This is a genomic window from Methylosinus sp., from assembly GCF_036560965.1.
GTDB lineage: Bacteria > Pseudomonadota > Alphaproteobacteria > Rhizobiales > Beijerinckiaceae > Methylosinus.
Map to the genome: position 1 here is coordinate 56049 of NZ_DATBQF010000069.1, position 25849 is coordinate 81897.

Consider the following 25849-nt stretch of genomic DNA (forward strand, 5'->3'; position numbering starts at 1 on the left):
AAGATGCGTGCGGGGAATGTTCTTCCTGCGGGGGGCTGGGACAAAGACCGAGAGCGCGGAACCGCGACTCTCGATTGGGACGAGCGCCATCGTCGGCGCCGCAGCCTGATCAGCGATCAGGGCGAGGCTTTCCTGCTCGATCTCGCCGAAGCCGCGCGACTCGGCGAAGGCGACGGGCTCGCGCTCGAGGACGGCTCGGTGATCCGCGTCGTCGCCAAACCGGAGCCGGTTCTGGAAATCGAGGCGGGGACGGCGGGGCTCGCGCGCCTCGCCTATCATCTCGGCAATCGCCATCTCGCGATACAGATTTTCGCCGATCGGCTGGTTATTCGCGACGACGCGGTCATCGCCGAAATGATTGCGGGACTCGGCGGCGTCGCAACGCGGCGCGCATTGCCTTTCAATCCGGAAGGCGGCGCCTATGGCGGTCATGCGTCGCATGATCACGACCATCATGAGCACGAGCATGGCCACGAGCATGACCACGAGCATGGGCGTCGCCATGGATGAGCCGCGCGACTGGCTGCTGCCGCTGCTGACATGGATGTCGCCGGCCTATCCGGTCGGCGGCTTCGCCTTCAGCCATGGGCTGGAATGGTCCGTCGAGACCGGCGACGTCTGCGACCGCGGCGGCCTCGAGGCCTATGTCCGCACGGCGCTCGAGACGGGCGGCGGCTGGTGCGATCTGGTCTTTCTCGCGGCCGCCTGGCGCGCCGCGCGGGCGGGTGACGCAACAGCGCTGGATGAAATCGCCGATCTCGCCGCGGCTTGGCGCGGCAGCGCGGAAACGGCGCTCGAAGCGCGCCATCAGGGCGCCGCCTTTGCGCGCGCCACATGCGCCGCTTTTCCTGGGACACCGCTCGACGCGCTGGCCGAACGGCGCAGCGGCGAGATCGCGTTCCCCGTCGCTGTCGGCGCGGCGACGATAGGCGCGCCGCTCGACGCCGCGCTCATCGCCTATGCGCAGGGCTTCGCCGCCAATCTCGTCTCCGCCGGCGTGCGGCTGATCCCGCTCGGCCAGACCGACGGACTGCTGGCGCTCGCCGCGCTCGCCCCCATCGTCAAGAGCGCCGCGCGCGCCGCGCAAGAGACGCCGCTCGACGCGCTCTCCACCTCAGCCCTGCGCATAGACCTCGCGTCCATGCGTCACGAAACGCAATATACGAGGCTGTTCCGCTCATGACCCTTCAAACGAGAGATCGCGATCATAGCGCTAGGAGACGGGCGGCGCGCGCATTCGCGACGCTCCTCTTGCTCGGCGCCGCTCCGGCCTATGCTCATACGGGCGTCGGCGCGACCCATGGCTTCGCCTTCGGCCTCGAGCACCCTTTCGGCGGGCTCGATCACCTCGCCGCCATGATCGCCGTCGGCGCCATCGCCGCGCGCTTTCCCGGCCGCGCGGCTTTCGCGGCGCCGCTCGCCTTCGTTTCCTTCATGGCCTTCGGCGCCACGCTCGGCGCGCTCGACGTTCCTCCGAACCTGTTGCAGGCGCTGACCTTCAACTCCATGATCATCCTCGGCGTGATGCTCACGACGCGGCTCGAGGGACGCAAGCTCCTCGCCCTCGCCGCGATCGGCGCTTTTGGCTTGATCCATGGTCTCGCCCATGGCGCGGACGCGCCGCAGGATGGGGACGGCGTCGCCTTTCTCGGGGGGCTGATTGTCGCGACGAGCTTCGGCCACGCGCTCGGCTTCGCCTGCGCTTTCGCCGTCGCGCGGTTGAATCGACCCTCGGCGCGGCTTTCGTCGCTCGTCGCATCGAAAAGGGCGCGCCGCTCATGACGCGCTCGCCCAATGGCCCCTTGCGCGTCGGCGTCGGCGGCCCGGTCGGCTCCGGCAAGACGGCGCTGATGGACCGGCTCTGCAAAGCGCTGCGCGACAAATATCGCCTCGCCGCCATCACCAACGACATCTACACGAAAGAGGACGCCGAATTTCTCACGCGCTCCGGCGCGCTCGCGCCTGAGCGTATCGTCGGCGTCGAGACCGGCGGCTGCCCGCATACGGCGATCCGCGAGGACGCCTCCGCCAATCTGGCGGCGGTCGCCGAGATGAACCGCAAATTCCCCGATCTCGATCTGATCCTCATCGAGAGCGGCGGCGACAATCTCGCCGCCACCTTCAGCCCCGAGCTCGCCGACATCACGCTCTATGTCATCGACGTCTCGGCCGGCGACAAGATTCCGCGCAAGGGCGGCCCCGGCATCACACGCTCCGATCTGCTCATCATAAACAAGATCGACCTCGCGCCGCTCGTCGGCGCCTCGCTCGAGGTGATGGATCGCGACGCCCGCCGCATGCGCGGCGAACGGCCCTTCGTCTTCGCCAATCTGAAGGAGAATGTCGGCCTCGACACGATCGCCGCCTTCATCGAGCGCATGGGCGGGCTCGTCTGATGGGCGCGAGGCGCCGAGCGGAAGGCGCTCCGACGGGAGACGGCCAGCCCTGCGCGGGATTATCGCTGGGCGACGAAAACCTGATTGCGGCCGCCGGATTTGGCGACATAGAGCGCCTTGTCGGCCTCCTCCTTCAGCGCGGAGAGATCGGGCGTCTCATGTCCAGAGAGCGCGATGCCGACGCTGACGGACGCGAGTCCGTCGCCGAGCGCTGCGGCCGCCGCGCCATAGGCGGAACGAATGCGCTCGGCCACAGCGACCGCCCGCACGCTGTCGACGCGCGTCAGCAGAAGCGCGAATTCGTCGCCGCCGATGCGCGCCAGAAAATCCTCGTTGCGAATGCTCTTGGCCGCCACCTCGCCGAAGGTCGTCAGGGCGCGATCGCCCATCGAATGGCCGAAGCTGTCGTTGATCGCCTTCAACCGATCGAGATCGAAGATGAGCAGAGCGGAATCGCCTTGGTCGCGCGAATTGCGAATCACGCTATCGGCGTTTTGATCGAAGCTGCGCCGGTTGGAGAGGCCGGTCAGAGGGTCGGTCGCCGCCATGGACTTCTGCCGCTCCACGGCGCTCTCTTTCGTCACCGCCAGCAGCGCGAAGCCGAGCAGCACGCCGTAGCCCAGCCCCTCCAGCGAGACCGCGAAGACGAAGGGCCGCGGATCGAACGCGCCGCCGCGCGCCATCGACAGCACCACGAGAGCCGCGATAAAGGCCCCGAAAACAGCATGCGCGGCGGCGAGCGTGATCGTCGCCTGCTGGGTCCAGGTCCGGCGCCGGCGCAACGAGGCGAACTCGTCGGCGAGCAGGAAAGCGTAGACCGCCGACATCGCGCAGCGATCGACGATGCGGACGGAATCGACGCTCGAGGAGAAGAACAAAAGCCAGATCACGCCGCCCGCCAGCACCAGCCGCATATCCACGGGCCGGCCGCTGAACACGCGCGCCCCGCCCCAGACGAGCCCGATGCCCCAAAGGGTGAGCGCATTGCCCAGTCCGATCGCCAGAAGCGGGTAGGAGCCGCGCAACGACAGCAGACCGACGCCGGCGCTGATCGCGAGCTGGGCCGCGCACCACCAGCGATATTCCGCGGCCTCCCGATCTTCGCGCCAGACGAGATAGAGAAAGGCGCCGAGAATCGCGAACATGCAGGAGTGCATCAGCAGCAACGTCGGGAGACAATCCGCCATAGTCACACGATCCGGATGAAACTTTCCGACCGTCTCCACCGCGAAAACAAGCGACGTATTCGAGCGAGGCGGTCGAAAAGAAAGCGCTGTTGAAACGACCTGCGCGAAATGGAGCGGGCGATGGGAATCGAACCCACGACATACAGCTTGGGAAGCTGTCGTTCTGCCACTGAACTACGCCCGCGAACCGCCTCAAGATTGCTAATCCTATAGGGTTTTTCGCTTCTCCGAGCAAGCCGCCAAAAGGCCGGATCGGCAGGAAATGGAAACAAACGGAGCTTTTCGGAACCGAGAATCCCGTGAAAGTCCCGTGCCCCGTTCACCCGGCGTTCTTCTTCGCGGGATCCGCCACAGGCTCGGCGGCTTGCCCTTGTTTCTCGGCGGCGGGCGTCTCGACAATTGCCGCGACCGGAGCCGCCTTTTCCATCGCCGCCCTGAGGTCATCGTCTGTGACGTGGGCATAGCGCATCGTCGTCGTGATCCGGCTATGGCGGAGCATTTTCTGGGCCGCCCCTAGATTGCCGGTCGCGCGCACCAGGCGCGTCGCGGCGGTGTGCCGGATATCGTGCAGTCGGAGATCGGCGTCCGCGAGCCCCGCAGCGCGCCGGGCGCGCCAGAACGCGGTGCCGAGTGTGTCGGGAGCGATCGGAACGCGCGAGCCGAGTTTCCCGCCCCATTTGTGCCGGACCTGATAGGTGAAGACGAATTCGGCGCTTCGCCCTTGCTCGCCTCGGAGAATGGCCATAGCGGCCCCCGTCAGCGGCAGCGTATCGACCCTATCCCCCTTCCCATGGACGGTAATCCTGCCGCCGTCCATATCGACGACGGCCCAGCGCAAGCCGCAGGCCTCGGCCCGCCTCATGCCGGTGATGAGCAGGAATCTCGCGATCGGATGGAAATCCGGGCGCAGAGCGGCGAAGAGCTTTGCTTCCTCGGCGGCGCTCGCCTCCCTCACACGCTGTTGCGGTTCCGCGAGCTTGTGGCCGCCCCAGTGGATCTTCTGGACCTGCTGGCCCCACATATCGCCGGCGCGCGTCAATATGGCCCGGAGCGGCTCGGTGACGGATCGGTTCACCGTCGCAGGCGAGACATCCTCGGCGCGACGGGTGGCGACCAGGCGCGCCACCATGTTGTTGTCAATCGCCGCGACCGCCGTCTTTTTCCCGATTTGCGCCTGTAGCCATCCCAGGAAACGCTCGATATCCCGCGAATCCTTGCGATGCTGCCCCCGTTCTTCCCACCACCGCGTCGACGCGACACCGAAGGTCATTGGGGCGGAGCCGGAGAACTCCGCTACTTCGGCCTTCTTTTTCGTCCGGAACGTGGCGATCCACCGTTCGGCCTCGCGCTTATTCGTTGTGCCCGTCGAGCCGCAAAATCGATGACCTCTGATTTGGAGGTCGTAGAGCCATTCGCCGGAGCCCCCCCGCTGGTAGATGCCTCTAACTTTTGACATATCGCCGTCCGCTGCAGGATGAAGGCCTCGAGATCGGCCGGGCGCAGCCGATATGCCGGGCGCACTCCCAGCCCGACGTTGACATAGGGGAGTTTCCCGTCCCGGATCAGCTCCCGCAACTGGCGCTCCGATACACCGAGCCGCCCCGCCGCCTGGGCGGCAGAGACGAGAGCGCCGGGCGACCCTACCTCATGCATCATGACTATCCCCCACGCTGTTCACGCTACCCACGCTGATATCCCCGATCATCACAGGGGCGACTCCGCCTGCCCTGAGCGCCGCGGCCTTCCGCCGGCGCGACATGCGCTTGCCGTTCGCGGCCGTCCCTGCGCGCCGCCTCAGCGCGCGCCCCCCAGCGACGAGCTGCGCTTCGTAAAAATTCGCCGGTGCGCTCTCGGCCGAGGCGATGGCCCTCTCGACGTCACGCGCGTCCAGGCCGAGCCGTTCCGCGATCTCTGCGGGCTCGCGGCCGGCGGCGAACAGCTCGAGGATGCGCTCGCGCTCTTCTCTGTCCGAGGCGAAATTCATCGCCCATCCCCTCCCCCAAGCGCCCGCTCGATCGCCTCGCGCTTGCAGCGCTCCCACGCCGAGTCGACCCGCCGCCACATCGCGACGGCAGAAAGCCGCGCCGGCGAGCCGGGAAGCAGCCTCCAATATTCTCGGTAGATCGGCTTGCGGGCGAGGATGCGCCGGGCGCGGCGTCTGGCGAGCGCGTAGGCGGCGCGCGCCTCCCGCGGGACCTGCCGCCAGTGCTTCGGACAGATCCATTCCGAATAGCCCTTGTCGGCGCCGATTGTTCGCTGGCAGAACGGGACGCAGCACTGAAGGCGCGCGGTCATGGCACCCGCTCCATGATCTCGAGCAACGTCGTGGGCGGAGCGGGTGGTGGAGGTGGAGGCGGCGGAGCGACAAAAACCTCCCGCGCAGGCCTTCCGATTGTTTCAAGCGTCCAAGCGATGAGGATAGGATAGTCCTCCGCCGAGACGTGATCGTGCCCTGTCCAGCGCCGCGCGCGACGGATCATTCGGATCAGGCGCGCCGCAGCCGTCCGCAATGCCGTTTCGCGGGATGGAAAAAATTCCATCGCGAATTCGTCGTCTTTGACGAACCCCTCGACAATCCAGCGGCCATCGGCAAGAGCGACGGCGGAAAAGTTCCACGTGCTGGAGAACCGCCGACCTAAATCGTTGTAGGCCCAGAACCAATCATCACCGAGGGGCCAGAGATAGTGATTGAAGGGCGCTCGACCGTCGACTCGACGGAGCGGCCCCTTATAGGGAAATGGATCACCGCGCTCGGCCGCCGTATCGTGAGGGCGTTTCTTGCTCATGATCACAACCCCGCTTCCGGGCGATAAGGCGCATGTTGGTTGCAACGGCGCCAGAGCATCGCCTCGTCGCCGCGCATCAACGCAAGATGCGCGATGACGTCGTCTGTCGGACACATTGCTCCCGCCCACGATCCTTCATAATAGCCGATCGGGTGCATACACAGCGCGGCAAGAATTCGGGAACTGCCACTCCGCAGCGAGATTGCGATTGTCGGCCGAAGCCGGCGGAATAAATAGACCACGCCGCTGCGTCTGCTCGTTTCGAGAAAGCAGCCCGTCAGCATATATTGCTTGAACGCCCGGTGCGAAAGCATCCCGCCGAGCGTATTAATCGCGTTCGCTTCTTGCTCAATCCCCCACGCGTCGGACGCGCCGAGCGTTTGAAGCGCGAAGTCGGCGCCGTGGACATGGCCGCATGTGCCCCAGTCGATCTTCCCATTCTGCCGCCAGATGACGATGTCTCGTCCTTTTCGCGTCGAGAAAAACCGATTGATGATCTCGACATTATCGAACTCGCTGGCGGCCTCCGGCTTTCCTCTGCCGATCGACGCGAGCCCTTTCGCGTCCCGATAGGTCGGCTCGATGACGAGCGGAATTCCGTCGAGAGGCATCGGGATTCCAGCCCACTCGTTGCGCATATCGGCAATCTCGCGCAGACCGTCGCGGAGCCCGGAAAATCCGTCGAGCGCCTTCAAAAGCGCCCTGCCGTTAGCCTCCCGCCGTTCGCGCGACGGCGATGGCGTTGACGCTCTCGGCCGGGATAGCCTTTCGGACGCTGCGGGGCTTGCGCACTTTCGCTTTTTCTCCAGGCGCTCCATCGCTCTGCGCTGCTGTCGATTCATCTTCTGCATTTGCATCTTCCTCGGCCGCAATCAACGGATCGAAATCGGCGATGATGTATTCGAATTTGGTCTCGTCGAAATCTTTGGCGCGCGCATAGATCGGGCGATCTCCCGCGTCGCGCTTTCCGGTGTCGACGAGCAGAGCATAGCCGCGGCGGATCATGTCCTTGACGACGCGCGCCGCGCGAATGCAGTCGGCCGGATTGCTCGGATCAAAGACGAGCTTCGTATCGCCGGCGCCGACATTGAGAATTCCAACTTGACCAGCCATCGTTATGCGCTCCCTTTCGTCGGCATGGATTGGGCCAGCGCCGCCATCTTTTGCGCGCGCCAGGCGTCGAGTTCGGCCTGGATGGCGTCCATTCTCCTCATGTCGGCGGGCGTCTCTATCTCGCCCGGATCGAGCGTCGCCATGATGCTCGACCACAGATGCTCGGCGGCAGCCATGTAGGCGTCTCGGAGCCGCCAGAGCGCCGGGTCGTCAATGCCGATTTTGCTCGTTACGACATAAGCTGCGAAACCGCCCTCAAGGATTTTGCCATCATTCGCGAGCTTGCGCGTCAAATCGAGCGCGGCTTGATCGACCGGAGACAAGCGCTCCGATTTTCGCTTCGATTCACCCATCGATCTCGTTCCCCTCCGCATCGAAATATTCGATCGTCGTCGTCTGGCCGCGGATGCACTTCGAACAGGCAAGGCGGATGCGCGCCGTCGCCGGCGGGTCCGATGGATCGGGCAGCGTGCGCTTCTTCGCTCCGCAGATCGGGCATTCGATCGTCACCCGCGGCGATACCGTGCAATTCGGGTTCCGGCATGCTTTCCCGGTCTCATAGCTCCACCCGCAGGAGCAGCGCGTCCAGCACGAGCAGGTGCCGGCTAGCGCATTACAGATCGTGCAGCGCATGTCGGCGCGGTCGAAGAGGATGTCGATCGGCGAGCGGCTCACAGCGGCAACCCCGGCTCTTTCGCGGCCTGTTCCATGGCGGATTTGGACTGCCGCCCGGCGAGCATCCAGCGCGCCGCCGGCGGGACGATCGCCGGCCCCGCCGGCGTCCAATCGAATAGGCCGAGCTGCCCGACCACGGGAATGAATTCGCAGGGCTCCGGGTCAGCAAGAACGATCGCCCGAGGTCCAAAGAACCAGGGCGATTTGCTCTCCCTTGCAATCCCGACGACGCGCGCTGTGCCGATAATGCCGGCCCGCGCCAGTCCGATCGCCGGCGGACAGGCAACACCGATCCCGCGCATGAAGCTCGCCGCATCGTCATATTCGTCTTGCGTCATCCCCTTCGCCGCATGAATCGCGATGCGCTCGACGCCGGCGAAGTTCATGTACCGCAGGCTCGCCTGCGAGCGGTTCTCGACATCCTTGCCGTTGAAGATGGCCCAGGCCCAGGGTTGGCGAACCGAGAGCGCCTTGAGGCCGTAGGGGATCGCCGTTTCAGCCATTCTCGCGCGCCTCCTCGAAGACGATGTGCTCGATCGAGACGCCGCCGGCGCGCAGATGCGGCATTTGCAGGCAGTGCGGCCGCTGCGCCGCCTGCGCAGGCTTGGCGGCGGGAGCTCCCATTTCGACCGACATGGCGGCCGCGAAGTCGGCTTCGGCGCGCGGGTCCAGACGCATTGTCATCTCTCTTCCTGCGACATCAGAGGAACAGGATCGCTGATGAGCGCGCGGATTTTCGCGCTCGCGTCGTGCAGCTCGGCTACACCGGGCGCCGCGGGCGTGCCGCCGCCCAGAGCAACAGCGGCCTCATCGACGATATGGGCGGCCGCCTCCAACGCGGCATTGCGTGCGCCCGCCGCATCTTCGAGCCATCGCAGCCCGAGGCGGCGCCAGGCCGCCTTCTGCTCGCTTTTGGGCATGTCCGCCCAAAGTGGACGGATCAACCCGTGACGATGACGGCGCAAAGCCTCGCCGAGCAGGTCGCCGATCGAGCGGTCTTCAGAAACCATCGGCTTCGCCCCCGTCCCGAGCGTCCTCGTCTTCCTCGGCAGGCCGATAGGTCAAGCGCGAAGGCGGATCGTAGGGCCGGTTCGACTTCATCACGCTCGCTTCGTCCGTGAGCGAAAAGGAGAAGATCGCCCCGCCGCCGTAAAAATGCGTGGCCCAGCCGGTCACGACAACGCGCCGCTCCCCGTCCTCTTCGACCCATTCCAATTTCGGAACGTCGACGCGCAGCATCTTGGCGCCGAACCGCTCTTCTTCTCGCGTTCGGCCGGCATGGTGGCGACGGCCGAAGATTTCGACGACAGCCCATTCGAAGCCGTCGTCGTTTCCAGAATCGGTGCTCTCTGTTGCAGATTGAGCGTCCATGGTTGTCACTCCTCGCCGTCTCGTTGCGCATCGGCTGCTGGCCGCCGCAACTCCCTCGGAAGCCAGAACAGTGTCCGCGCCGCCTCGACGCACATCGCTGCCAGCTCGCCCTTCTTCTTCGGGCGGCCGCCGGCCATCGCCCAGCCCATCTCGTCGAGCGCGGAATTGCAGAGGGCGGCGCTGACGCCTTTGAAATAGACCCCGGGGTCGAAGACCTCGCGCGCGGATATGTCGAACATGTCGGCGGGAAGCGCGCTCAACAGCGCGGCCGTCCCCTTCCCAAGCGACTGCCTCGCCGATTGCCGGCGGAGATCGAGCGTCTTCGACACTGCGATGGCGAGGCGCACGAGAACAGCATCCTGGTTCTGCGCTTGGAGTTCCGCGAAAACCGCCTCGACACTGAGACGGTGGCCAGCATCCTCGGCCCCCTCCCCCGTCTCGTCGGCATCTGGGATTGCCTCATAACCGGCGCCTCGCACCTTCAGCGGCCCGACATCTAACCGCGGCCCTTCCAGCGTGGCGACGAGGGCGCGCAGCGCGAGCGCCGGCTCGGTCCTCAGTGTCTTCGCGGCCGCGATTGTCAGCTGCTCGGACAGCGCCAGGGCGAGCTTGTCGCTGATCGCCGGATTCTCTGCTTCACCAGCGGACGCGTTCGCGCCCCCAGCGGCTGCGGTCCTTTCCTTCTCCTTCTTCGCGACTTCCTTGGGGTTCTGGACGCCATAGGTGATCTCGATGTCGCCGTCATAGGAGACGCCGACCAAACAGCCCGCCGTCTTCTTCTGGCGCGGCCCCCAGCGACGCAGTTCGATCGAAGCCTTGATCTTGCCGCGCTCGGCGTTGAGCAGCTCGAGCTGCTCCTCCTCCTCTTCCGACAGGCCGTCGTCCTCGTCGCCCCGCCCTTCGATCTCCCCGATTTCATTTTCCAACGTCGTGAGGCGCTCTGTTTCCTCATTGGTCGCCTTTGCCTTGCCGCTGGGCGTCAGACGCGGCCAGTTCCAATGGTTCGAAATGGAATCGGCCAAGAGGGCGAAGGCCCATCCGTCCGCGGTCAGGCGCTCGCATTCCTGCTTTAGCCGATCGGCGAGCAGCGTCTTCGCGAGCTCCGGATCACTGACGACAGAATCGGCGCCAAACAAATCCTCGGCGACTTCGCCGCCGGCCGCTCGATAGGCGTCGATGCCGATGACCTTCAGCGCTTGGGTGACATTTTCATTGACGCCGAGCGCGGACTTGATTTGGTGCGGATAGAGCCACTGCTTCTTCTGGAGCTCCTTGAAGACCTTCAGCTGCCGGTCCTGGTCCAGCGCGAGCGTGAATGCCTTCGCGGCATCGTCTCTGACATCGCCGCTTCGCCATGCCTCGCGGATCTCCGGATGCAATGCGCCGAGCGCGATGCGCTGCTCGACGGTTCGCTTGGTGATCCCGAACCGTTCCGCGATCTCCGCCGGCGTCTTCGTCTTGGCGAGATCGGAGAACCTCTCGAACTCGTCGACAGGGTGGAGCGGTTCCCGCTCGATGTTTGCCGCGAGAGAGGCTTCGCGCATTAGTTCGTCGGATATGACGCCATCGGTCGCAAAATACACCGGCACCGCGACATCGGCCTCGAAGTGGCCTTGCTCGACGAGCAGCTTGAAGGCCAGGAACCGCCGATCGCCGTCGACGATCTCGACAAAGCTTTCGTCGTCAGGATGCTGGCGCACCGCCAAGGGCTGCCACAGCCCCTTCGCCAGGATCGAGGCAGCGAGCGCCGGAGTGTTCGCCGCCTTCTCCGTCTTACGGACGTTGTGGAGGCTCATCACAAGCCGGGTCAATGGAACAGTCGTCGTCATGATCTTCGTTCCTTCAAAGCTTCTTCACGTGCTCGATTGAGTTCCGCCATCGCTGCTTCAGAGCCGCCGACGTCGGGGTGGCTTGTCTTTGCCTCGTGCCGGAAAGCGCGCTCGATTTGTTCTGCGGTCGCGTCCGCCGGAACATGAAGGACTTCCGTCCAATGCGTGCGCCTCGGAGCCGGCAGCGCGATGAACGCTCGAAATGTCTGCCGCACGATCGCGAGGCCGCCGTAGCGAAGCTCGACCCGGCGAGCTTCGATGATGTGATGAATCGCCTGGACGTTCGCTTCGACCTTGCAATAGCGATCGACTCCGAAAGCGACCCATTGCCCGTCCATCAGGAACCAAGCTGCGGCGCCCGGATCTGCGGGCGCCCGATTGATCAGGTCGACGTTCGAGGAAAGCACGACATGCTCGATCTTTACGCCGGAGTCCTTTTGAAACCCCGCGAGAGAATGAGCGACGTTTTCGACAGCCTTGTCGTAGGCCGTCCTGAATGGAGAGCTGATGATGCGGTGTCCCGCGGAGATGCGGGGAACGCCGTCGGGCCACTGCAGGGGATAAGGAGCGATCGTCATGCCGCTCGCTCCCGCCACATCGCGACCGCCTCGCGCCAGTTCGCAGCGCCGAGCTTTTGGCAGATCACACCAGAGCGCCGCTGCGCCGATCTCAGACTGATCCCCAGCCGCTCCGCGGCGTCCTTTAGACCACGCGCTCCGCTCTGAAGTGCGCAAACGAATTCGGCCTCGGCCGGCGTCAAAGCGCCCGGGTCAACGACATGGCGGGGAGGAATCGAGAGTGCCATCACATCCTCTTTCTTTCAGAGGTCAGAAAGACGCTTGTCCGCAGCGCGCAAAAATTGTGGGTGTCTACGTCGACGAACTCGACGCTAGCGCCGATCTCCTCCTCGAGCTCGAGAAGGATTTTCTGAATTGCTTCTTCGGCCACCGTGATGCGCGGGTCATTGTCGAGAACGCTTTGCATCAGACCGCTCCCCTTCCTATTCCACCACGATTCCGAAAATGCGCCTGGGCAGCGGCGCGAGCGCGCTCTTGTCGATCGCCGGCATCGTCCTCTTCCTGGCAAATCTGCGCGATTTAAGTTTCTGCTTCGGCTCGGTGATCCCGATATGCCGCTTCGCGATATCGTCGGCTTTCTTGGCCGCCGCGCGTTCCTCGGCACTCTTGCGCTTATGCGGCGTCGTCAGCGCGAGGAAGATATTGCTCTCGCGATTTTCCCCGCCGTCTTCGACTCGCTTCTTGTGCTCGTATTCGAAGCTGTCGTACGGCATGATCTTCTTGCCGGTGAGATAGCAACGGCCATTCTCGCGACGCCAAATGCGCAGCTTCACGCGATCGGGGATTTTGGAGTCCGGCGTCTTGCCGATCCACTCCTCGACACTGCGACCTTGTGGCTTCGCGATCTTGGTCATCTCGATCTCAATCCGAACAATTGGCGGACAGTTTCAGAGCGGCCGCGATATCGCCGTCATTGATCCGCCCGCCGAAGTGATCGCGGACCCGGGCGAACAGCGTCTCGGTCGATATGTCCGGATCGATGTCTTCGATGGCGCCGTAGATCGCGGCGATCTCCTCCGCACTGGGCTTCCTGATAGGGTTCATGAGTCCTCCCTCAAATTACGATTGTCAGCCGCTCGGCGGCTCTGGTCGCAGCGGTATAGAGCCAGCGATTTTTGTCTTCGCGGAATGTGCTCGACTCGTCGAAGACGATCACCTCGTCCCATTGGGAGCCCTGCGCTTTGTGGCACGTCAGCGCATACCCGAAGCAGAATTCCTCGGTCCCCTTTTTGTCCTGCCACTCGAGCTCCCCCTCGTGACCGGACCAAAATTCGTTCTTCACCGTCACGTCGACGCGGCGCTCCTGCGCGCCATCATCATCGGGCGCGATTTTCAGCTTCGTCACGCCCAGCGCCTTCGTCCGGCTCGTTTGCTTTTTGGTGTCGACGACGGTCCATAGCGATCCGTTGAGCAGCCGCTTTTCCTTCGCATTGCGCAGGCAGACCAGCTTCTCTCCCGGCGTCGGCGCCGCCGCGTTGATCCCCTTCAGGATGCGGATGCGAGCATTGTAGGCTGTGCGGGTCTTGTTCAAACCGACGAGCACCTGGTCGGCGCCAAGAACAGCTTCCTGCGTTACGTCAGCGCGCGTGATGACGCGCGCATCGCCGAATTCCCCGACCTGAAGTCGCTCGCCCATGCGGACTCTCGTTGCGAGTGTGATGATCGGCGACTCTGCGGCCTGCCGATGGACTTCGGTCAGCATTACGTCCGGGCGCGCTTCGGTGAAAAAGCCGGCGCCCCTCACCGGCGGCAACTGCGCAGGATCGCCAAGGACCAGAATCGGGGTGCCGAACGAGAGCAGGTCACGCCCAAGCGCTTCGTCGACCATCGAGCATTCATCAATAATGACGAGCGCGGCATCCTTTACCGGCGAATCTGGGTTACGAATGAAGCTCGGCTCTTCATGCATCTGATCGGCTTCATTGACAGTATAGATTAGCGAATGAATCGTTCTGGCGCCCGAGCATCCTTTTCGATGCATGACGTGCGCCGCTTTGCCGGTGAACGCCCCGAACAGGACCTCGCCGTCGACGTCGGCCGCGAACTCACGCGCCAGAGTTGTCTTCCCGGTTCCGGCATAGCCGAATAGCCGGAAGACCTGCGGCGCGCCGGGGCCGGTCTTCAGCCATCGAGAGACGGCTGTGAGCGCCGAGTCCTGCTGGGGTGACCACGTCGTCATGCCGGATACCTTTCCACTCGCTTCGGCCGGGTCGCATAGACGCGCGTAACCCTCGCGCGATGCAGGATCGTCACCTTGCACCCCTCGACACTCAGCTCCTTTTCGAGGCGCCCAGCCCAAGCCAACCGTTCCCCGCCATCACTTCCCGTGAACGTCTTGACATGGAGAAACCCCTTCTCGAGCAGATCGGCGATGGCCGCGCGCTCGGCGCTCGCCAGATCTTCCTCCTCATTGGCGCGTTCGGCGGCGCTCACGACACTCCACCGTTCTTCACGGAATCGAACCCAGTGAACCAAGCGTCGGCATCATCGGCGCGGTCAGCCGTGCGGAGCTCCGGCGGCAACCCACGGCGCGACATGCCGTCCCGCGCCGCCTTCGCACCGATCTGGAACCAGGGGTTCGCGGCGAGAGGGTCGGCATGGACTTCCGCATTCTTCCCGGCCTCGTCGGCGGCGGGACCATCGGCGTTGGCGCCGCTGTGCGTTCCGGTAGCCGCGGGAGAGTTCCCCAAGGAAGCGCCCAAGCCTGTAGCGTTTCCTACCTCTCCCGCGGCCTCCGTTGCCGCGTGGCCCTCACCTTCGGCAGCGGGTTCTTGTGACGCGTTCTGCTCCTCGGTATGGGACTCGCCGGAAGCGCCTTCGTCGGATTCGTCTGCGAGGGGGTTCACGACCGGCTTGAAGAGCCTCGCCGCCTGCGCTTCGGCGTCGCCGCCCTTCAGGTCGTAAAGGTCGTCGTCTCGTCGAAGCAGATCGTCGAGGTCAGTCGACATCGGCAGCACTTTCGCGTGCCGGCGCGCCAGCGTCTTCTTCCCCATTTCACCGAATGATTTCGTCCATGCCGGCGAGAAGTTCCCTTCGCGGTCCTTCTTCGAATATGTATTGCGCACATATTCGACCTCATGAGCCGACATCACATCGCGGCTTTTTTCGCCGCTCTTGAGTGTCGCGATAGAGTAGAAGGCAATGATAGGCCCGCGATCACCGCGAATGAGCGGTTTATGCCTGATGAAGGGGGTGTCGCCGAGTTCATAGTCGAACTCGTCTTTGTCGTGAACCGCCTGGACATCCCATGTCTCGATCGTATCGGAATTGCGGACCTTCTTTCGGATGCCGGCAATCATCGGCATCCATGTAACTTTGTCGATCCATATGTCGCGGCCGTCGTCACCCTTCACCTTCGTGCTGAACGTCGAGAACGCGCCTTCTCGGCCGTCGGGTAGAAGGCCGTCCTGAGCGGCCTTCATTGCCGCTTCGAAGAGAGACCGGCGATCGGCGGTAAGCAGTTTCGGGTTCGCGTTCACTGCCGTCAGAACGACTCTGACAAATCGCTCGACCGGAATATGCACGGGGAGCGCCATCTGAAATTCGCGCTCGTTATTTGTCATCTGCGTCTTGAACGCAGTCACAAGGTCTCTGGTTTGAGGCGCTTCCGCCATGTTGTAATTCCTTCCGGCCTCAGTAGCTGATGGTGACGTTCGGGATGACGCGCTGCGCGATCAGCGTAATGACCTGTTTCGCGACCTCGGGTGCGAGCCCAAATTCGACGAAGGCGTCCAGTGCGATGCGATTTATCGCTGACCTGTGCTCACGGTCGGCTTCGCGCACTGCCGCCTCGGCGGCTTCCTGGGCGCGCTTCGCTTCGAATTCTTGCTTGGCGAGCAGCCCGGCGGCCCTCGCGCGCTGTTCCGCCTCCTCGGCCTGGCGGCGCAGTTCGATCTCCCGGCGCTCGCCGGCGAGGCGCTCCTCGTCGGCTCTGAGCGCGGCCTCCCGTTCGCGGCGCGCGGCCTCTTCGCGCTCGGCGCGGGCCTTGGCCTCGATCGCGTCTCGCTCGGCCTTCGCCGCGGCCTCCCGGCGCGCGATATCCTCCAACGCCTTGCGCTGCTCTTCCAGCCGGGCGCGTTCCGCCGCCTCGCTGGCGATACGCGCGTCGCGCTCGCGGGCTTCGCGAGCAGTGGCTTCCTCGCGCAGGCGCGCCAGCTCGGCTTGCTCGGCCTCGCGCTTCTCAGCGGCGACGATGGCGGCCGTCAGGCGGGAGACCGCGCCGTCCTTTGCGGTCGCATATTCGGCCGCGAACTCTTCAAGGTGCGGCCCGATGATCGCTTGCGTGGCGCTGGCAAGGGCGGCCCGAAGGACGGCCGACGAGCAATCGCCAGGCTCGCGGCCGGCCGCGTCCAGCGCCGCGATGGCGTCGCGATGCTTCGTGATCCGCGCGTCCTCCACCTGTTCCCACTTCGTCAACGGCGCCCGGACCTCATCGCGCCATGCGTCCAGCGTGTCCCTGATCTTCTTCCTGCTGGCGTCGATCTTTTTCGGGATTTCCTTCTGCGCCGCCGCGAGCTCCTTGCCGACCTCCTCGAGATAGGACTTCGAAGACGCCACCCGGCGCGCCATCGCGGCAATCGCCTTGCGCCCCTTCACCGTGCTGACGTCGGCGGAGAAGCCTTCGATCTCCTGCCGGATCGCGGTGAGCACAGGGTCAACGGCGCCCTCTGTCGTGAAGAATGCGAGCGCCTTGCTCTCCTGGACGGTCAGCGCCAGAGCGCTGCCGTCTTCGAACCGGACGTATTCGGTCGGGAGAAGGATTTCGACTTCGGCGGCGACGGTGTCCATCACGATCGTCCTTTCAATATCTGCGGAATGCGTAAGGCGGGATGTCATTGATATCGAGTTCACGAAGAGGCTGCGGAACCATCCAAGGAGTTTCCGTCCCGCCGAACCGCTCGTTGAATTCTTTCCAGTTCGCTTCCGCCTGGGCGACGATCGCGCGCCCATTGTCCGCAATTCCGTTGCCGGGACTGATCGTCGTGCCGAACACGGCAGGCGCGCCGGTCTTTTGCAGGAAAACGAAAGTGAATGCCGTGAGGTCGCGCTCCGCGGCTTGGCGAAGACGGTCGACCGCCTCCGTCGATGGGGCGCCGAAGACGGCGCCGGATGCGATCAGCGCCGGCACTTCCGCCCAGCCGTCGCGATAGCACTCGGCCTGCGCGTAATAGCCGTAGCGCCCGATATGCGTCAGGCAGAGTTGTTCGAAAGGAACGTCGTCCCGGTTCACGATCGTCTTGAAATCGACGAGCGACTTCGGCTTGATAGCATCGAGGCGCATCTTCTTTCGCATCCCGGAGCGCCCGCAAATCCAGAAAACGGAAAGCTCGGTCGCAATAGGATTCGAGAAAGCGCTACCGCACTCCGGGTCATTTCGGATCAGGGAGCTCGCCAACAAGATACGCCGCCAGCGCTTGAACTTGATCGGCTCCTTTCCGGCGGAAACTATCGCCGCCCGCTCGGCTATGCCGGCCTTGACGTTGCCCTTGTGGAACGTCGGCGCATATCTGTCCTTGAGCGCTTCGTGCCCCTCGAGGACCGCCGCGTGCATGGCCCTCCCGACGATCTTCGTTTCCTTCGACTGGGCCGTCTCTTCCTCGTCTTCATCATCCCGGATCGGATTGAACTTCGATTTCCACCAAAACTCGCGCGCATTGCGAGCGAGTAGGCGCATGTCCGTCGAACCAAGAGCCTCGTCCGCGTGATAGACCTCTTCGTCGAGGCCGAAATAGATACCGGGCGCGAACGGCTCGCGCTTCGGCGTCAATCCTTCGACGACGGCCGCTGCCGCGGCGCCGAGCGTTGTTGTCTGAAATGTTTCGATGGTCATAAGGACAATCCTTTATGCGCTGACTTCAGAGACACGGTGCCGATTGAACTCGCCAACGGCAGACGCGATATTCCGCGCGCTGCGCTCATCACCGCCTTGCTCTTTCAGAGTCGCGAGCACGGCCGCACGGTCTTCGTCGGATAGGTGCATCGCGTCGAGACATGAATGGCCGCGAGCTACCCGCCGGCCTTCGACGGCTGGCGTAGCCGCCGCGCCGAGAATGGTTTTGAGGAACGCTATGATGTTCATGACAGCGACACCTCTTCGCAGGCGATCGGCGGCTGCGGATTGCCGCCCTGGTCAAGAAATCTGTTCGATCTGAGAAAGCCGCAGCGCTTGCACTTGCGGCGCCCCAATTTGTCTCTGCGGATTTTCACCCGTCCGCACTTCGCGCATGACGCCATGACTTCTCTCCGCGCCGATTGAGGGAATGAACCCCGGACTTTCCACCACACGGCCCATTCCCTCTCACGGCTTGTCTGCGCAGCAGACCAGCAGCGCGCATGCGCTGCTGCTTTGTCCCCCTGTGTGGTGTGGAGTCATAGGCGGGGGACATAAGCTCATTATTCCGTTGGCGGTTCGGCGTTGCCGATCGCTGCTAGCGGGAGCGCAGTTAGCGCTTCCTGGTCGAGAATGAGCGCGGCTCTCAGGTCATCGCGCTTCTTCCGCAGCTCCGCCGATTTGATCGCCTGTATGGCTTGCTCTTCCTTGGCGAGCACGCCCGCGTGACCGGTCGCGTCGACGACATCGACCACCCATTTCATCGGCAATACCGAGTCGAAGTCGACATCCACGTCGACCTCGACGACCTTCACCAGAGTCATGTTGTGCCTGGTGCCGGACTCGACGATCACGAAATCGCCGACCACGATATCTTGGTCGAGCGTCTTGAAGGTCTCGCGCGGGGCTTTCTTCCCGCCTTCGTCGGCTTCGTAAATCGCTCTGATCGCGCGCACGTTCTTGTTGATCAGAAATACGGCAGTCGTGTAGTTCATTGTCATCTCCTATTTCAAAAGAGTTGCGACGCGAGCCCTAAAACCAAACGCGGCGATCGAAGACGACGACGAGTCCATAAATCATCGGCGCGCCGGGGATGATCCCGCGTTCATGGTGCTCGCCGCGCGCGATGCTGGCCCGATGGTAGACGCGCGTGGCAGCGAGATTGATGGGATGCCCAAGGAGAGCGCCCGTGTCGTCGACGAACATATCGGTGGGCCGCCCATCGTCCCCGAGCACAGCGACATGCTCGAAATGCGCGCCCTTGCGCTGCTCTTCGAAGATCGGGCCGAGCACGCGTTTGAGCGCGTCATAGCCAGGGCGCGGCGGGAGAACATACTCCTGCGTCGCCATGCTCTCGTCGATCGCGATGATCGTGAAGATGCTCATAGTTCGTCACTTTCGTAGTAAAGGACTTCCGCGACGTGCCGCGCATTGATGGAGCGCGAAAGCTTGTCGCCGGTGATTATGTCGAACCACAAAATGCCAAATTCGACCCGCTGGAGGATCTCCGTCACTCCATCGAAATCGATCGTCGCGCCGCACGTTCGATCCCCATCCGGCATTGCCGGTCCCCAGACGGCTTTGATCTTCGTCGTCACGGCCCACCTCCGACATCGTTGAGCAGCGCAGCCAAATCGACGGGCAGCTCCGGTATCTCGGCGAGCGCGTCGCAGAGGTTCTTGAACTTCTCGGTCTCGGTCAGCCGGCGCCCGCGGCGCACGATGCTTTCGGCGATAGCGAGACCGGCGCGGATTCCGACGTCATCGGTCGCGCTCAGTTCGGCACGTATTTCGGCAGCGAGGCGGGCGCGTTCGTTCGCCTGCGCCTCAATGATTTCGTTCGTGGTCATTGCTCGGCCCTCTCAATATTCGTCGTGGTCAGGTGTATCTGCATGTTCCAAAGCATCCATCGGGATCGCATCCTTGATGTCGGGCAATTCCGAGAGCACGTCGAACAGCGCGCCGGTCGCCTCGAAGATCGGCGTCTTGATGACCTTGCGCCGATGCTCTTCGGCGGTCAGCGGAACGTCGCGATAGAGTCGGATACGATCGATTTCGAACGACGGCGGCTCGGCCGGATGGCCGGGATAGGTCGACGATCCGTAGTGAGCATCGCAGCCCCAGCTCGTCACGCGGTAGGTGATGTCGGCGACGAAATCGAAGCCCATGATGGTGAGTCCGACGATCACAGCGCATCTCCATCGAACTTCGCGTAAGCCGCGCGCGCATCCTCAACGCCCCAGCAGGGATCGTCGATCGAACCGAGGTCGCCGCCAGCCCAGAGCTCGCACACGTCGAGCCCTTGCGTTATGTCGCCGGAGTCGGCGCTCTTCGCGTTCAGGCAGGTCGACTCCTCTTCGTGAAAGCCGACTTGCTCGACGGCGAGCGCGGACCAAAAGCGGCAATTGTTGCATGCCTGTTTCATCTGCATTCCCCCGCGACAGGGCGCGCTCTGCGCTCATCGTCGACGAACCGCGCGAACGCCATCCCGACCATCACCATGGCGAGGTCGTCGCGCTCCTTTCGCAACCGCTCATCGCCGAACAACGGGAGCGGATAGGCGAGAACGTCTTCAAGCTGCGTCATCACCTCCCGCGCATCGCCTTCCGCGAGCGCGCGGTCGAACAGGAAGCGGCAGAGCCGGTAATAGGCGCGCGCTTCGATCTCACCGGGAAGCATGCCGGCGCTCCGACGCGGAAAGGCGATGATAGTTCCCATAGCCGTCACTCCGCCGCTTTCAGAAGTTCAGAGCGATCCTTCAAAGCGCGGACCTTCGCGGCGAGCGCCGCGATCGAGGCCAGCACGTCGTCGAAAGTCAGTGGATCGATCTCGCGATTGAGCAGCTCGGCGGCATCTTCCTCGCACATATCGATGAGCTGGCCAGCGAGTGTCAGGCGCTCGTAAGGGCTTCCGATGATGAGCCGACGAAATCCGATCGCATCCGAGCGGAGGTCGCGCCCGGCCTCCTCGATCTTTTCCGCGCATTCGTCGACGGTTCGATTGAAGCCCGGAAAGATGCTGTCGAACATCCTGCGGTCTGAGGACCGCTGCGCCGGCGTCGATCTGACGTGGATTGCCATGACGTCCTCCTATTCCGCAGCGATCGTCCGGCGCGCGGCCTCGCGTTCATTGGCGAGACGCTTGCTCAACTCGAGCGTGATCTGCGCCAGCTCGAAAGCCGTGAAGGGGCTCGGCGGGTTGCCGCGGCCGCCGTTATGCGTCCAGCGCTCGAGCGCGCAGTTGTGCGAGTCGATGACGCGGAGCTGCCTCTCCAGGAAAGCGCAGCGCTTTTCCGGCTGCTCCTCGGCAGCGAGGAATTGATCCACGCCGCTCAGATAGACACCGGGAGTGAGGGGGCCGAATGGCATCGTCAGTTCTCCAGCTGCGCGAAGGCCGCGCAATCTTCGGGGTCGTCGAAATCGTCGAAGCTGATCGCCTCGGTGAGGACGATGATTCCGATGACGACGACGAACAGGCGGGTCGCTCGACGAATGATCGCGTCAATCGACATAGTCGTCGTCTCCCCAGATCGCCTGGATAGCCAAGGCGGGGATCCAGATCGCGGCGATCGCCAGAAACGGCGATGCGGCGATCAGAGGGGCGAGTTGCTGTTCTGACATCGGGGCGCTCCTATAGACAGGCCGGGATGCGGACCTCGACGCGCCCCGACGACAGGCGGGCGTCGCTGCGGGCTTCGGCGAATGCCTGCGCCATTTCGGCGAGAGCGAAGCGGGCGTCGGACAAGTCGCCGCGGAGCGTCGCCGCTTCGTCTCGTGCCTCGCGATAGTCGGCAGCGACTGCGGTGATCTCGGCCCGCAGCGATTGTTCGATATTCGCGTGCTCGGCGGACTCGCGCTTCGTGACATCGCGTTCATGCTGGAGCTTCTGGACTTCGGCCGCGAAGGCGGCGTTGCGCTGGCGCAGGCCGTTGATCTCGTTCATGAGGTCATCGCGAGCCGCGATATAGCCGGCGATCGTCTCGCGCAGATCTTTGATCGTCTTTTCGGAATCGTCGGGGATATCCGTGGCCGTCGTGTCAGCAGCGGTCATTGCCAAATCCTTTCTGGTAAAATCGTCTGGACTACCTGGACGAGAGCGCCTTTCGACGCCCCCGCTCGTATTCGATCGCGCGATCGAGAAACCGCCCGATCTCGGTCGTCGTAAATCCGGCGAGAACTGCGGCGAACTTTGCGACGCCGCGGATGTCGAATGACTGGAGCGCGCGCAGTTCGCGCGCCATTGCTGAGATCGTCGCCTCGTCGTTGAGCAGCGTGACCATGGATCACCTCACCCGGTAGACGCCGCGCTCGTCGCGCTCGGCGCTGATGAAGGTGGCGTTGTGGGCGCCGAGGAAGGCGTCGAGACGAGCGTCCTTGCGCGCTCTCACGACAGCCTGTCTGGCGAGCTCCGTATCGACGCGGGCACCGAAGCCTCGGACGATCGGATCGATGGCTCGCGACGGAGCGATGTTGGTGCTGCGGATCATGGCTCACCGCTCCTCTTCGGCGGAGTCATTGATCGGCGTCACGGTCGCGTAGCCTTTGCCGAGATTGCGGACAACGCGCCATTCGTCGATGCATTCTGCGAGAACAAACTCATCACCGAGAACCTTCTCGATCGCGCTGGCCTCGTCCTCGTCTTCGATCTTCACGCGGACATAGCCGGCGAAGGGGGCGCGGACCTCGAATTGCGGCATCTTTGCCTCCCGAATGAAAATGGGATGGGGGCGCGGATGCCGCGCCCCGTCCGGTTCACGCGACCTTGTCGAGGATTTTCTTCGCGACGGTTTCGATCTCGATGCGCGAGTCCGTATTCGGCTCGCTTCGAGCGTTGGCGGTCAACGCCTGCGCGAAATCCCAAGCGCTGCGCACCGGGCGCTGCTCCTCGCGCTCGCCCTGTTCGAGGATCAACAGCGCGCGCTTACGGCTGATGCTGCGGGCCTGCAGGAAGGCCAGCGCCTCGTCCTGGTCCGATGCGAGCTTCGTCGATTTCGCCGCCGCGACTGCCTCGACCAAGGATTTCGTCGAGCCATTCGCGAAGGAAGCGAGCGCAGGCCTGGACTCTTCGATGAAGCGCGCCGGCGCATACTTGCTGTGGCGCATTGTCAGCTCTTGGAAATTTTCGACGCCCCAGAGATTGCGGTTCATACAGACCCCGCGGAGGTAGAATGCCGCGAGGCGGAGCGAGCCGGAGCCGACTTCGGAATTTGTGACATAGAAGCCGCGGAAGATCAGGTCCGGGTCGCCGCTCGGCAGCTTCCCGACCTCGATCGGATTCCGGTCGTCGACCAAGAAAATGAAAACGTCGCGGTCGCTCGCGTAGAGCGTCGTCGAGTCGATGGTGACCGGCGCGTCAGGATTGTAGAGCATTGTCTGCCAATCCAGGACGCCAGGAACTTTCCAGCGCATGTCGCCGATCCCGTTGCCGGCGATCTGCATGACGGCCTCGACGACCTCGCAATCGAAGATGCGGCCATAGTCCGGGCCGGTGGCCGCGAGCAGCGAGTCGCCGCTCGCATAAGCCTTGATCTCGTCGCTATCGCGGCTGTAGCGCATACCGTAGGACAACGCGTCGGCGACGATCTGCGACGGAAGCCGGCGAAGGTAGCTGGAAGGCGCCTGGGCGAGATTGCAGAGCTGGCCGAAGCTCCAATGGTTCGGCGCGATCTCAGTGCCGTCGGGAAGGCCGACCGTCAGGGCGTGGGTATCTTCGAGGCGTTTGGGCTCCGGCGCGATGAATTCGATCTTGCGGGTATCGACGCGGTACTCGTGGCTCGTGTCGCGCTTCTCGGCCATCGCGTCCTTCAGCTCGCCGAGCGAAAGAAACCGCTGATCGGCGGGGCGCGAAATCCACTGCTTGGAAACGTCGCCGCGAAGCGCGCCCTTGTCGAAATTGCCGACTTTGTAGGGGGCCGCGGCCTGGCTCTTGGTAATCGCTTGGGCTTGCATATCGATCCTCCAAAAATTCGCGCCGATCCGGGATTGGTTCCGGGGAAGGCGGATCGCCGGCGAGGCTTGCTCGCGTTCGGCCGATGGAGGGGAGTGTTGCGCAATAGGAAACGAACGTCAAGCGCTGAGTTGCATATTACGAAACTTTTCTTGACAAGCCGTCCCCTGCGCGCGTACATCTGAATTCGCGCCGGCGGGGTTACAGGAGTCGTGGAGCTGAGAGATTCGGTTATCAGTACCAAGATTGTAGGCAAGGATAGGTACAGGGCGGGGCGCGTTTAGCGCGCCCCCCTGGTAATTGCCAACGGGCTGGTATGATTCAGATTCAGAGATCTCTGGAGTTTATAGACGCATGCAGGCGCGCGCGTAATCTTGATGAGGGTGCGTGATCAAAAATGTCGCGGATCAAGCCGCAGATTACGAGACGGCCATGAATGAATGCCGCGCGTTCCTATTTTACTCTGGGGGCCTTGCGTGCCGGTGCTTCCACGACTTGCGGCAATATCCCGCGCTCCCGTCTCAACTCGTCCGACACGCCGGGCAGCGGCGGCATTGCGCCGGCAAGCGCGCACTGGATCGAGGCCGGAAACCAACCAGGCAAAATGCTAAGCATCGCCCTATTTTCAGGTAATTAGCATCTCGAATCGTCTGAGCTTGTAAAAGTCGGCGGGCTTAGCGCTTACTCACCGCCGCTTTCTAGGGCGGTTTTTTGTCTGCGGCTTTTCTCGGCTTTCCGACGGCGCCTCCTGGTCAACGCTCGGCCTCACGCGCTCGTCGTCTTTGCGGGGAAAGGCTGCGTTCAGAGTCGCAACCATTTGCTTGAGCTGTTCTGTGCTCCGGTTCATGAAAAACCGAGTAAGCCAGTCGTCCTGGGGATGACGAAAGAGTTCTACGGGCTCGAGCTCGAGAAAGGCTGCCAACGCGCGGAGATTGTCCTCTGCCGGTAGAGCTCCGCTGCACCATTTCGAAACCGTCCCTTTGTTCACGCCGAGCTCGCGCACGATTTCGGCTTGCGATAGCCCACGATGCTCCAGCCACTCCGCGATGAAGTGGACGCGAGGCCCGGCCTTATCTGCGTGAATTGTAACCATATTTCCCATGTTACCGATCATAGGAAACCTCAGGCCGGGCGTCGTTAAGCCAATAGGAAACTTTTTCCTTGACTGTTGTTGCGTATTAGGCAACCATGCCGCCCATGAACCAGGAACATCCGCTTCGCGCTTACCGCCGACAGCACGACATCACGCTCGACCAGCTCGGGGAGATGGTCGGGGCCTCGAAAGGCTTTTTGAGCAAGATCGAAAGCCGAAAGCAGATTCCTTCGATGTCGCTCGCCGCGAAGCTATCCGAGGCCACTAAGGGCGTCGTACCCCTGAATGCTTTTGCTCCGAAAAGTTCTAGTTCGGAGGTCGCCCAATGACCGGCCTCTCCCGCCGATCCGTGTTGTTCGCACCTGTCGCGCTCGCTGCGGCAAGCATGGCGCCGGAACAGCGCCCAAGCGCCCGGTACTTGCTCGGCCGCCTGCGGTGGGCGCCGGTCACGTTGGAGAAGCCGTTCCAACTCCTCTCGACGGACGTCCGCCTCACGTCATTGGACCGGGCCTCTGGCCTGCCCCAAATCGGCGATCAGCGTGACGGCGCTATCACGGATGGCCTTTCTGGCTTCTCCACTCGGGTCGCCAGTGATGACAGCCGCCGCGGACATTCTGTCGATCTTGACGATCAGGGCGGAGACGGCGTGGTCGGCCTCGTCGAGGTCGTCGACGAGCAGATATCCGAGCAGCGCCCGCAACAGGAGCCGCGTTCCGGCGAGCTCCACGGCGAGCGGGTCGAGATGGCCCGTCGTGTTCTTCGTGGGTTTCGACATTTCCTGGAATCCCTCGTGAGTGTGGCAACCGCGATGGTGAAGCGGGCCGGGCGTGTCTGCAAGAGCGCCTGGCCCGCATTCATCTCTGATCTCATTGTCGCGACCGCCGCCGACGATGAGATCGAGTCGATCCAACGCGCGGAAGTGCGTGACGCTGGCATGCTTTGGATTGTCGTCGCTCTCGACTCCATCGTTGTTGTCTATCTCGCGGCGCTGTTCTGGAGGGCTCCGACATGAACATGCTGTTCTTCCCCGCAATCATCATCTGCGC

Annotated in this window: 47 protein-coding genes and 1 tRNA gene; 7 read left to right on the forward strand and 41 right to left on the reverse strand. The window is 63.5% G+C overall.

From position 1 onward, the window contains the following. Positions 1–3 precede the first annotated feature (3 nt). The 4 genes from VIF40_RS17760 to ureG all read left to right on the forward strand — a co-directional run bounded on the left by VIF40_RS17760 (position 4) and on the right by ureG (position 2396). Positions 4–510 (forward strand): urease accessory protein UreE, encoded by a 507-nt coding sequence (locus VIF40_RS17760; protein WP_331938844.1) that lies wholly within the window; start codon positions 4–6, stop codon positions 508–510. Then, complete coding sequence (locus VIF40_RS17765) at positions 479–1183, forward strand: urease accessory protein UreF (protein ID WP_331938845.1); 705 nt, start codon at positions 479–481, stop codon at positions 1181–1183. Before VIF40_RS17760 ends, VIF40_RS17765 begins: the two co-directional genes overlap by 32 nt. A 68-nt stretch (positions 1184–1251) precedes the next feature. Then, a complete protein-coding gene (locus tag VIF40_RS17770) occupies positions 1252–1782 on the forward strand; it encodes a HupE/UreJ family protein (protein ID WP_331938846.1) in 531 nt (176 codons plus the stop codon). Continuing rightward, entirely contained in the window at positions 1779–2396 is a 618-nt protein-coding gene (gene ureG, locus VIF40_RS17775) for an urease accessory protein UreG (protein ID WP_331938847.1), read from the forward strand. The genes VIF40_RS17770 and ureG overlap by 4 nt, the downstream gene beginning before the upstream one ends. Before the next feature lie 59 nt (positions 2397–2455). Here ureG and VIF40_RS17780 read toward each other — a convergent pair whose 3' ends face one another. The 25 genes from VIF40_RS17780 to VIF40_RS17895 all read right to left on the reverse strand — a co-directional run bounded on the left by VIF40_RS17780 (position 2456) and on the right by VIF40_RS17895 (position 17765). Then, on the reverse strand, positions 2456–3583 hold the full coding sequence (locus VIF40_RS17780; RefSeq protein WP_331938848.1) for a GGDEF domain-containing protein: 1128 nt from the start codon (positions 3581–3583) through the stop codon (positions 2456–2458). A gap of 109 nt (positions 3584–3692) precedes the next feature. Next, positions 3693–3767 (reverse strand) — tRNA-Gly (locus VIF40_RS17785). Between the two features lie 135 nt (positions 3768–3902). Then, entirely contained in the window at positions 3903–4853 is a 951-nt protein-coding gene (locus tag VIF40_RS17790) for a site-specific integrase (RefSeq protein WP_331938849.1), read from the reverse strand. Positions 4854–4876: 23 nt separating this feature from the next. Continuing rightward, positions 4877–5239, reverse strand: coding sequence for a helix-turn-helix domain-containing protein (locus tag VIF40_RS21550; protein ID WP_414684831.1), 363 nt, complete (start codon positions 5237–5239; stop codon positions 4877–4879). Continuing rightward, positions 5229–5567, reverse strand: coding sequence for a hypothetical protein (locus tag VIF40_RS17795; RefSeq protein ID WP_331938850.1), 339 nt, complete (start codon positions 5565–5567; stop codon positions 5229–5231). Before VIF40_RS17795 ends, VIF40_RS21550 begins: the two co-directional genes overlap by 11 nt. Continuing rightward, entirely contained in the window at positions 5564–5878 is a 315-nt protein-coding gene (locus tag VIF40_RS17800; protein WP_331938851.1) for a hypothetical protein, read from the reverse strand. Before VIF40_RS17800 ends, VIF40_RS17795 begins: the two co-directional genes overlap by 4 nt. Further along, positions 5875–6369: a hypothetical protein gene (locus tag VIF40_RS17805; protein WP_331938852.1), complete on the reverse strand. Its 495-nt coding sequence runs from the start codon at positions 6367–6369 to the stop codon at positions 5875–5877. The genes VIF40_RS17800 and VIF40_RS17805 overlap by 4 nt, the downstream gene beginning before the upstream one ends. A gap of 2 nt (positions 6370–6371) precedes the next feature. Beyond that, positions 6372–7064 carry a hypothetical protein gene (locus VIF40_RS17810; RefSeq protein ID WP_331938853.1) on the reverse strand — a complete coding sequence of 231 codons (693 nt, stop codon included), beginning with the start codon at positions 7062–7064 and terminating at the stop codon, positions 6372–6374. Between the two features lie 13 nt (positions 7065–7077). Continuing rightward, on the reverse strand, positions 7078–7482 hold the full coding sequence (locus VIF40_RS17815) for a hypothetical protein (protein WP_331938854.1): 405 nt from the start codon (positions 7480–7482) through the stop codon (positions 7078–7080). A gap of 2 nt (positions 7483–7484) precedes the next feature. Continuing rightward, complete coding sequence (locus VIF40_RS17820) at positions 7485–7775, reverse strand: hypothetical protein (protein WP_331938855.1); 291 nt, start codon at positions 7773–7775, stop codon at positions 7485–7487. 52 nt (positions 7776–7827) lie between these two features. After that, positions 7828–8157 (reverse strand): hypothetical protein, encoded by a 330-nt coding sequence (locus tag VIF40_RS17825; RefSeq protein WP_331938856.1) that lies wholly within the window; start codon positions 8155–8157, stop codon positions 7828–7830. Beyond that, positions 8154–8660: a hypothetical protein gene (locus tag VIF40_RS17830; RefSeq protein WP_331938857.1), complete on the reverse strand. Its 507-nt coding sequence runs from the start codon at positions 8658–8660 to the stop codon at positions 8154–8156. The genes VIF40_RS17825 and VIF40_RS17830 overlap by 4 nt, the downstream gene beginning before the upstream one ends. Beyond that, positions 8653–8841, reverse strand: a complete 189-nt coding sequence (locus VIF40_RS17835) for a hypothetical protein (RefSeq protein WP_331938858.1) — start codon at positions 8839–8841, stop codon at positions 8653–8655. The genes VIF40_RS17830 and VIF40_RS17835 overlap by 8 nt, the downstream gene beginning before the upstream one ends. Then, positions 8838–9167 (reverse strand): hypothetical protein, encoded by a 330-nt coding sequence (locus VIF40_RS17840; RefSeq protein ID WP_331938859.1) that lies wholly within the window; start codon positions 9165–9167, stop codon positions 8838–8840. The genes VIF40_RS17835 and VIF40_RS17840 overlap by 4 nt, the downstream gene beginning before the upstream one ends. Continuing rightward, on the reverse strand, positions 9157–9396 hold the full coding sequence (locus VIF40_RS17845) for a hypothetical protein (RefSeq protein ID WP_331938860.1): 240 nt from the start codon (positions 9394–9396) through the stop codon (positions 9157–9159). Before VIF40_RS17845 ends, VIF40_RS17840 begins: the two co-directional genes overlap by 11 nt. Positions 9397–9533: 137 nt before the next feature. Further along, positions 9534–11357, reverse strand: coding sequence for a ParB/RepB/Spo0J family partition protein (locus tag VIF40_RS17850; protein ID WP_331938861.1), 1824 nt, complete (start codon positions 11355–11357; stop codon positions 9534–9536). After that, a complete protein-coding gene (locus VIF40_RS17855; protein ID WP_331938862.1) occupies positions 11354–11935 on the reverse strand; it encodes a J domain-containing protein in 582 nt (193 codons plus the stop codon). The genes VIF40_RS17850 and VIF40_RS17855 overlap by 4 nt, the downstream gene beginning before the upstream one ends. A gap of 226 nt (positions 11936–12161) precedes the next feature. Then, positions 12162–12341 carry a hypothetical protein gene (locus VIF40_RS17860; protein ID WP_331938863.1) on the reverse strand — a complete coding sequence of 60 codons (180 nt, stop codon included), beginning with the start codon at positions 12339–12341 and terminating at the stop codon, positions 12162–12164. A gap of 16 nt (positions 12342–12357) precedes the next feature. Beyond that, on the reverse strand, positions 12358–12789 hold the full coding sequence (locus VIF40_RS17865; RefSeq protein ID WP_331938864.1) for an HNH endonuclease: 432 nt from the start codon (positions 12787–12789) through the stop codon (positions 12358–12360). Positions 12790–12796: 7 nt separating this feature from the next. Next, on the reverse strand, positions 12797–12979 hold the full coding sequence (locus VIF40_RS17870; RefSeq protein ID WP_331938865.1) for a hypothetical protein: 183 nt from the start codon (positions 12977–12979) through the stop codon (positions 12797–12799). 10 nt (positions 12980–12989) lie between these two features. Next, complete coding sequence (locus VIF40_RS17875; protein ID WP_331938866.1) at positions 12990–14114, reverse strand: ATP-dependent DNA helicase; 1125 nt, start codon at positions 14112–14114, stop codon at positions 12990–12992. Next, positions 14111–14368 carry a hypothetical protein gene (locus VIF40_RS17880; RefSeq protein ID WP_331938867.1) on the reverse strand — a complete coding sequence of 86 codons (258 nt, stop codon included), beginning with the start codon at positions 14366–14368 and terminating at the stop codon, positions 14111–14113. The genes VIF40_RS17875 and VIF40_RS17880 overlap by 4 nt, the downstream gene beginning before the upstream one ends. Further along, entirely contained in the window at positions 14365–15549 is a 1185-nt protein-coding gene (locus tag VIF40_RS17885; protein WP_331938868.1) for a recombinase RecT, read from the reverse strand. Before VIF40_RS17885 ends, VIF40_RS17880 begins: the two co-directional genes overlap by 4 nt. A gap of 19 nt (positions 15550–15568) precedes the next feature. Further along, positions 15569–16723 carry a hypothetical protein gene (locus VIF40_RS17890; RefSeq protein ID WP_331938869.1) on the reverse strand — a complete coding sequence of 385 codons (1155 nt, stop codon included), beginning with the start codon at positions 16721–16723 and terminating at the stop codon, positions 15569–15571. Between the two features lie 13 nt (positions 16724–16736). Next, positions 16737–17765, reverse strand: coding sequence for a PD-(D/E)XK nuclease-like domain-containing protein (locus VIF40_RS17895; RefSeq protein ID WP_331938870.1), 1029 nt, complete (start codon positions 17763–17765; stop codon positions 16737–16739). A 165-nt stretch (positions 17766–17930) separates the two neighbouring features. Here VIF40_RS17895 and VIF40_RS17900 point away from each other — a divergent pair, with 165 nt between their 5' ends. Then, positions 17931–18191: a hypothetical protein gene (locus tag VIF40_RS17900; RefSeq protein ID WP_331938871.1), complete on the forward strand. Its 261-nt coding sequence runs from the start codon at positions 17931–17933 to the stop codon at positions 18189–18191. A gap of 137 nt (positions 18192–18328) precedes the next feature. Here VIF40_RS17900 and VIF40_RS17905 read toward each other — a convergent pair whose 3' ends face one another. The 16 genes from VIF40_RS17905 to VIF40_RS17980 form a co-directional block, all read right to left on the reverse strand. Continuing rightward, entirely contained in the window at positions 18329–18760 is a 432-nt protein-coding gene (locus VIF40_RS17905) for a hypothetical protein (protein WP_331938872.1), read from the reverse strand. A gap of 37 nt (positions 18761–18797) precedes the next feature. Continuing rightward, the gene (locus tag VIF40_RS17910; protein WP_331938873.1) at positions 18798–19151 is read right to left on the reverse strand and encodes a hypothetical protein; all 354 of its coding nucleotides are present in this window, start codon (positions 19149–19151) and stop codon (positions 18798–18800) included. Beyond that, complete coding sequence (locus VIF40_RS17915) at positions 19148–19363, reverse strand: hypothetical protein (RefSeq protein ID WP_331938874.1); 216 nt, start codon at positions 19361–19363, stop codon at positions 19148–19150. The genes VIF40_RS17910 and VIF40_RS17915 overlap by 4 nt, the downstream gene beginning before the upstream one ends. After that, on the reverse strand, positions 19360–19614 hold the full coding sequence (locus tag VIF40_RS17920) for a hypothetical protein (protein WP_331938875.1): 255 nt from the start codon (positions 19612–19614) through the stop codon (positions 19360–19362). Before VIF40_RS17920 ends, VIF40_RS17915 begins: the two co-directional genes overlap by 4 nt. A gap of 12 nt (positions 19615–19626) precedes the next feature. Further along, complete coding sequence (locus tag VIF40_RS17925; RefSeq protein ID WP_331938876.1) at positions 19627–19932, reverse strand: hypothetical protein; 306 nt, start codon at positions 19930–19932, stop codon at positions 19627–19629. Positions 19933–19949: 17 nt separating this feature from the next. Further along, positions 19950–20189, reverse strand: coding sequence for a hypothetical protein (locus VIF40_RS17930; protein WP_331938877.1), 240 nt, complete (start codon positions 20187–20189; stop codon positions 19950–19952). Then, positions 20186–20482 (reverse strand): hypothetical protein, encoded by a 297-nt coding sequence (locus VIF40_RS17935; RefSeq protein WP_331938878.1) that lies wholly within the window; start codon positions 20480–20482, stop codon positions 20186–20188. The genes VIF40_RS17930 and VIF40_RS17935 overlap by 4 nt, the downstream gene beginning before the upstream one ends. A gap of 5 nt (positions 20483–20487) precedes the next feature. Further along, complete coding sequence (locus VIF40_RS17940) at positions 20488–20793, reverse strand: hypothetical protein (protein ID WP_331938879.1); 306 nt, start codon at positions 20791–20793, stop codon at positions 20488–20490. A 60-nt stretch (positions 20794–20853) separates the two neighbouring features. After that, complete coding sequence (locus VIF40_RS17945) at positions 20854–21132, reverse strand: hypothetical protein (RefSeq protein ID WP_331938880.1); 279 nt, start codon at positions 21130–21132, stop codon at positions 20854–20856. A 2-nt stretch (positions 21133–21134) separates the two neighbouring features. Further along, a complete protein-coding gene (locus tag VIF40_RS17950) occupies positions 21135–21275 on the reverse strand; it encodes a hypothetical protein (protein ID WP_331938881.1) in 141 nt (46 codons plus the stop codon). A 119-nt stretch (positions 21276–21394) separates the two neighbouring features. Then, a complete protein-coding gene (locus VIF40_RS17955) occupies positions 21395–21820 on the reverse strand; it encodes a hypothetical protein (RefSeq protein ID WP_331938882.1) in 426 nt (141 codons plus the stop codon). A 25-nt stretch (positions 21821–21845) separates the two neighbouring features. Continuing rightward, positions 21846–22043: a hypothetical protein gene (locus VIF40_RS17960; protein ID WP_331938883.1), complete on the reverse strand. Its 198-nt coding sequence runs from the start codon at positions 22041–22043 to the stop codon at positions 21846–21848. Positions 22044–22046: 3 nt separating this feature from the next. Beyond that, positions 22047–22250 carry a hypothetical protein gene (locus tag VIF40_RS17965; RefSeq protein ID WP_331938884.1) on the reverse strand — a complete coding sequence of 68 codons (204 nt, stop codon included), beginning with the start codon at positions 22248–22250 and terminating at the stop codon, positions 22047–22049. 3 nt (positions 22251–22253) lie between these two features. Next, on the reverse strand, positions 22254–22460 hold the full coding sequence (locus VIF40_RS17970; RefSeq protein WP_331938885.1) for a hypothetical protein: 207 nt from the start codon (positions 22458–22460) through the stop codon (positions 22254–22256). Between the two features lie 55 nt (positions 22461–22515). After that, a complete protein-coding gene (locus tag VIF40_RS17975; protein WP_331938886.1) occupies positions 22516–23712 on the reverse strand; it encodes a DUF932 domain-containing protein in 1197 nt (398 codons plus the stop codon). A 683-nt stretch (positions 23713–24395) separates the two neighbouring features. After that, entirely contained in the window at positions 24396–24824 is a 429-nt protein-coding gene (locus VIF40_RS17980) for a helix-turn-helix transcriptional regulator (protein ID WP_331938887.1), read from the reverse strand. An 83-nt stretch (positions 24825–24907) separates the two neighbouring features. On the opposite strand from VIF40_RS17980, the gene VIF40_RS17985 reads away from it, so the two are divergent. Beyond that, positions 24908–25132 (forward strand): helix-turn-helix transcriptional regulator, encoded by a 225-nt coding sequence (locus VIF40_RS17985; RefSeq protein ID WP_331938888.1) that lies wholly within the window; start codon positions 24908–24910, stop codon positions 25130–25132. Further along, positions 25129–25815 carry a hypothetical protein gene (locus VIF40_RS17990; protein WP_331938889.1) on the forward strand — a complete coding sequence of 229 codons (687 nt, stop codon included), beginning with the start codon at positions 25129–25131 and terminating at the stop codon, positions 25813–25815. Before VIF40_RS17985 ends, VIF40_RS17990 begins: the two co-directional genes overlap by 4 nt. The last annotated feature ends 34 nt before the right edge of the window (positions 25816–25849 follow it).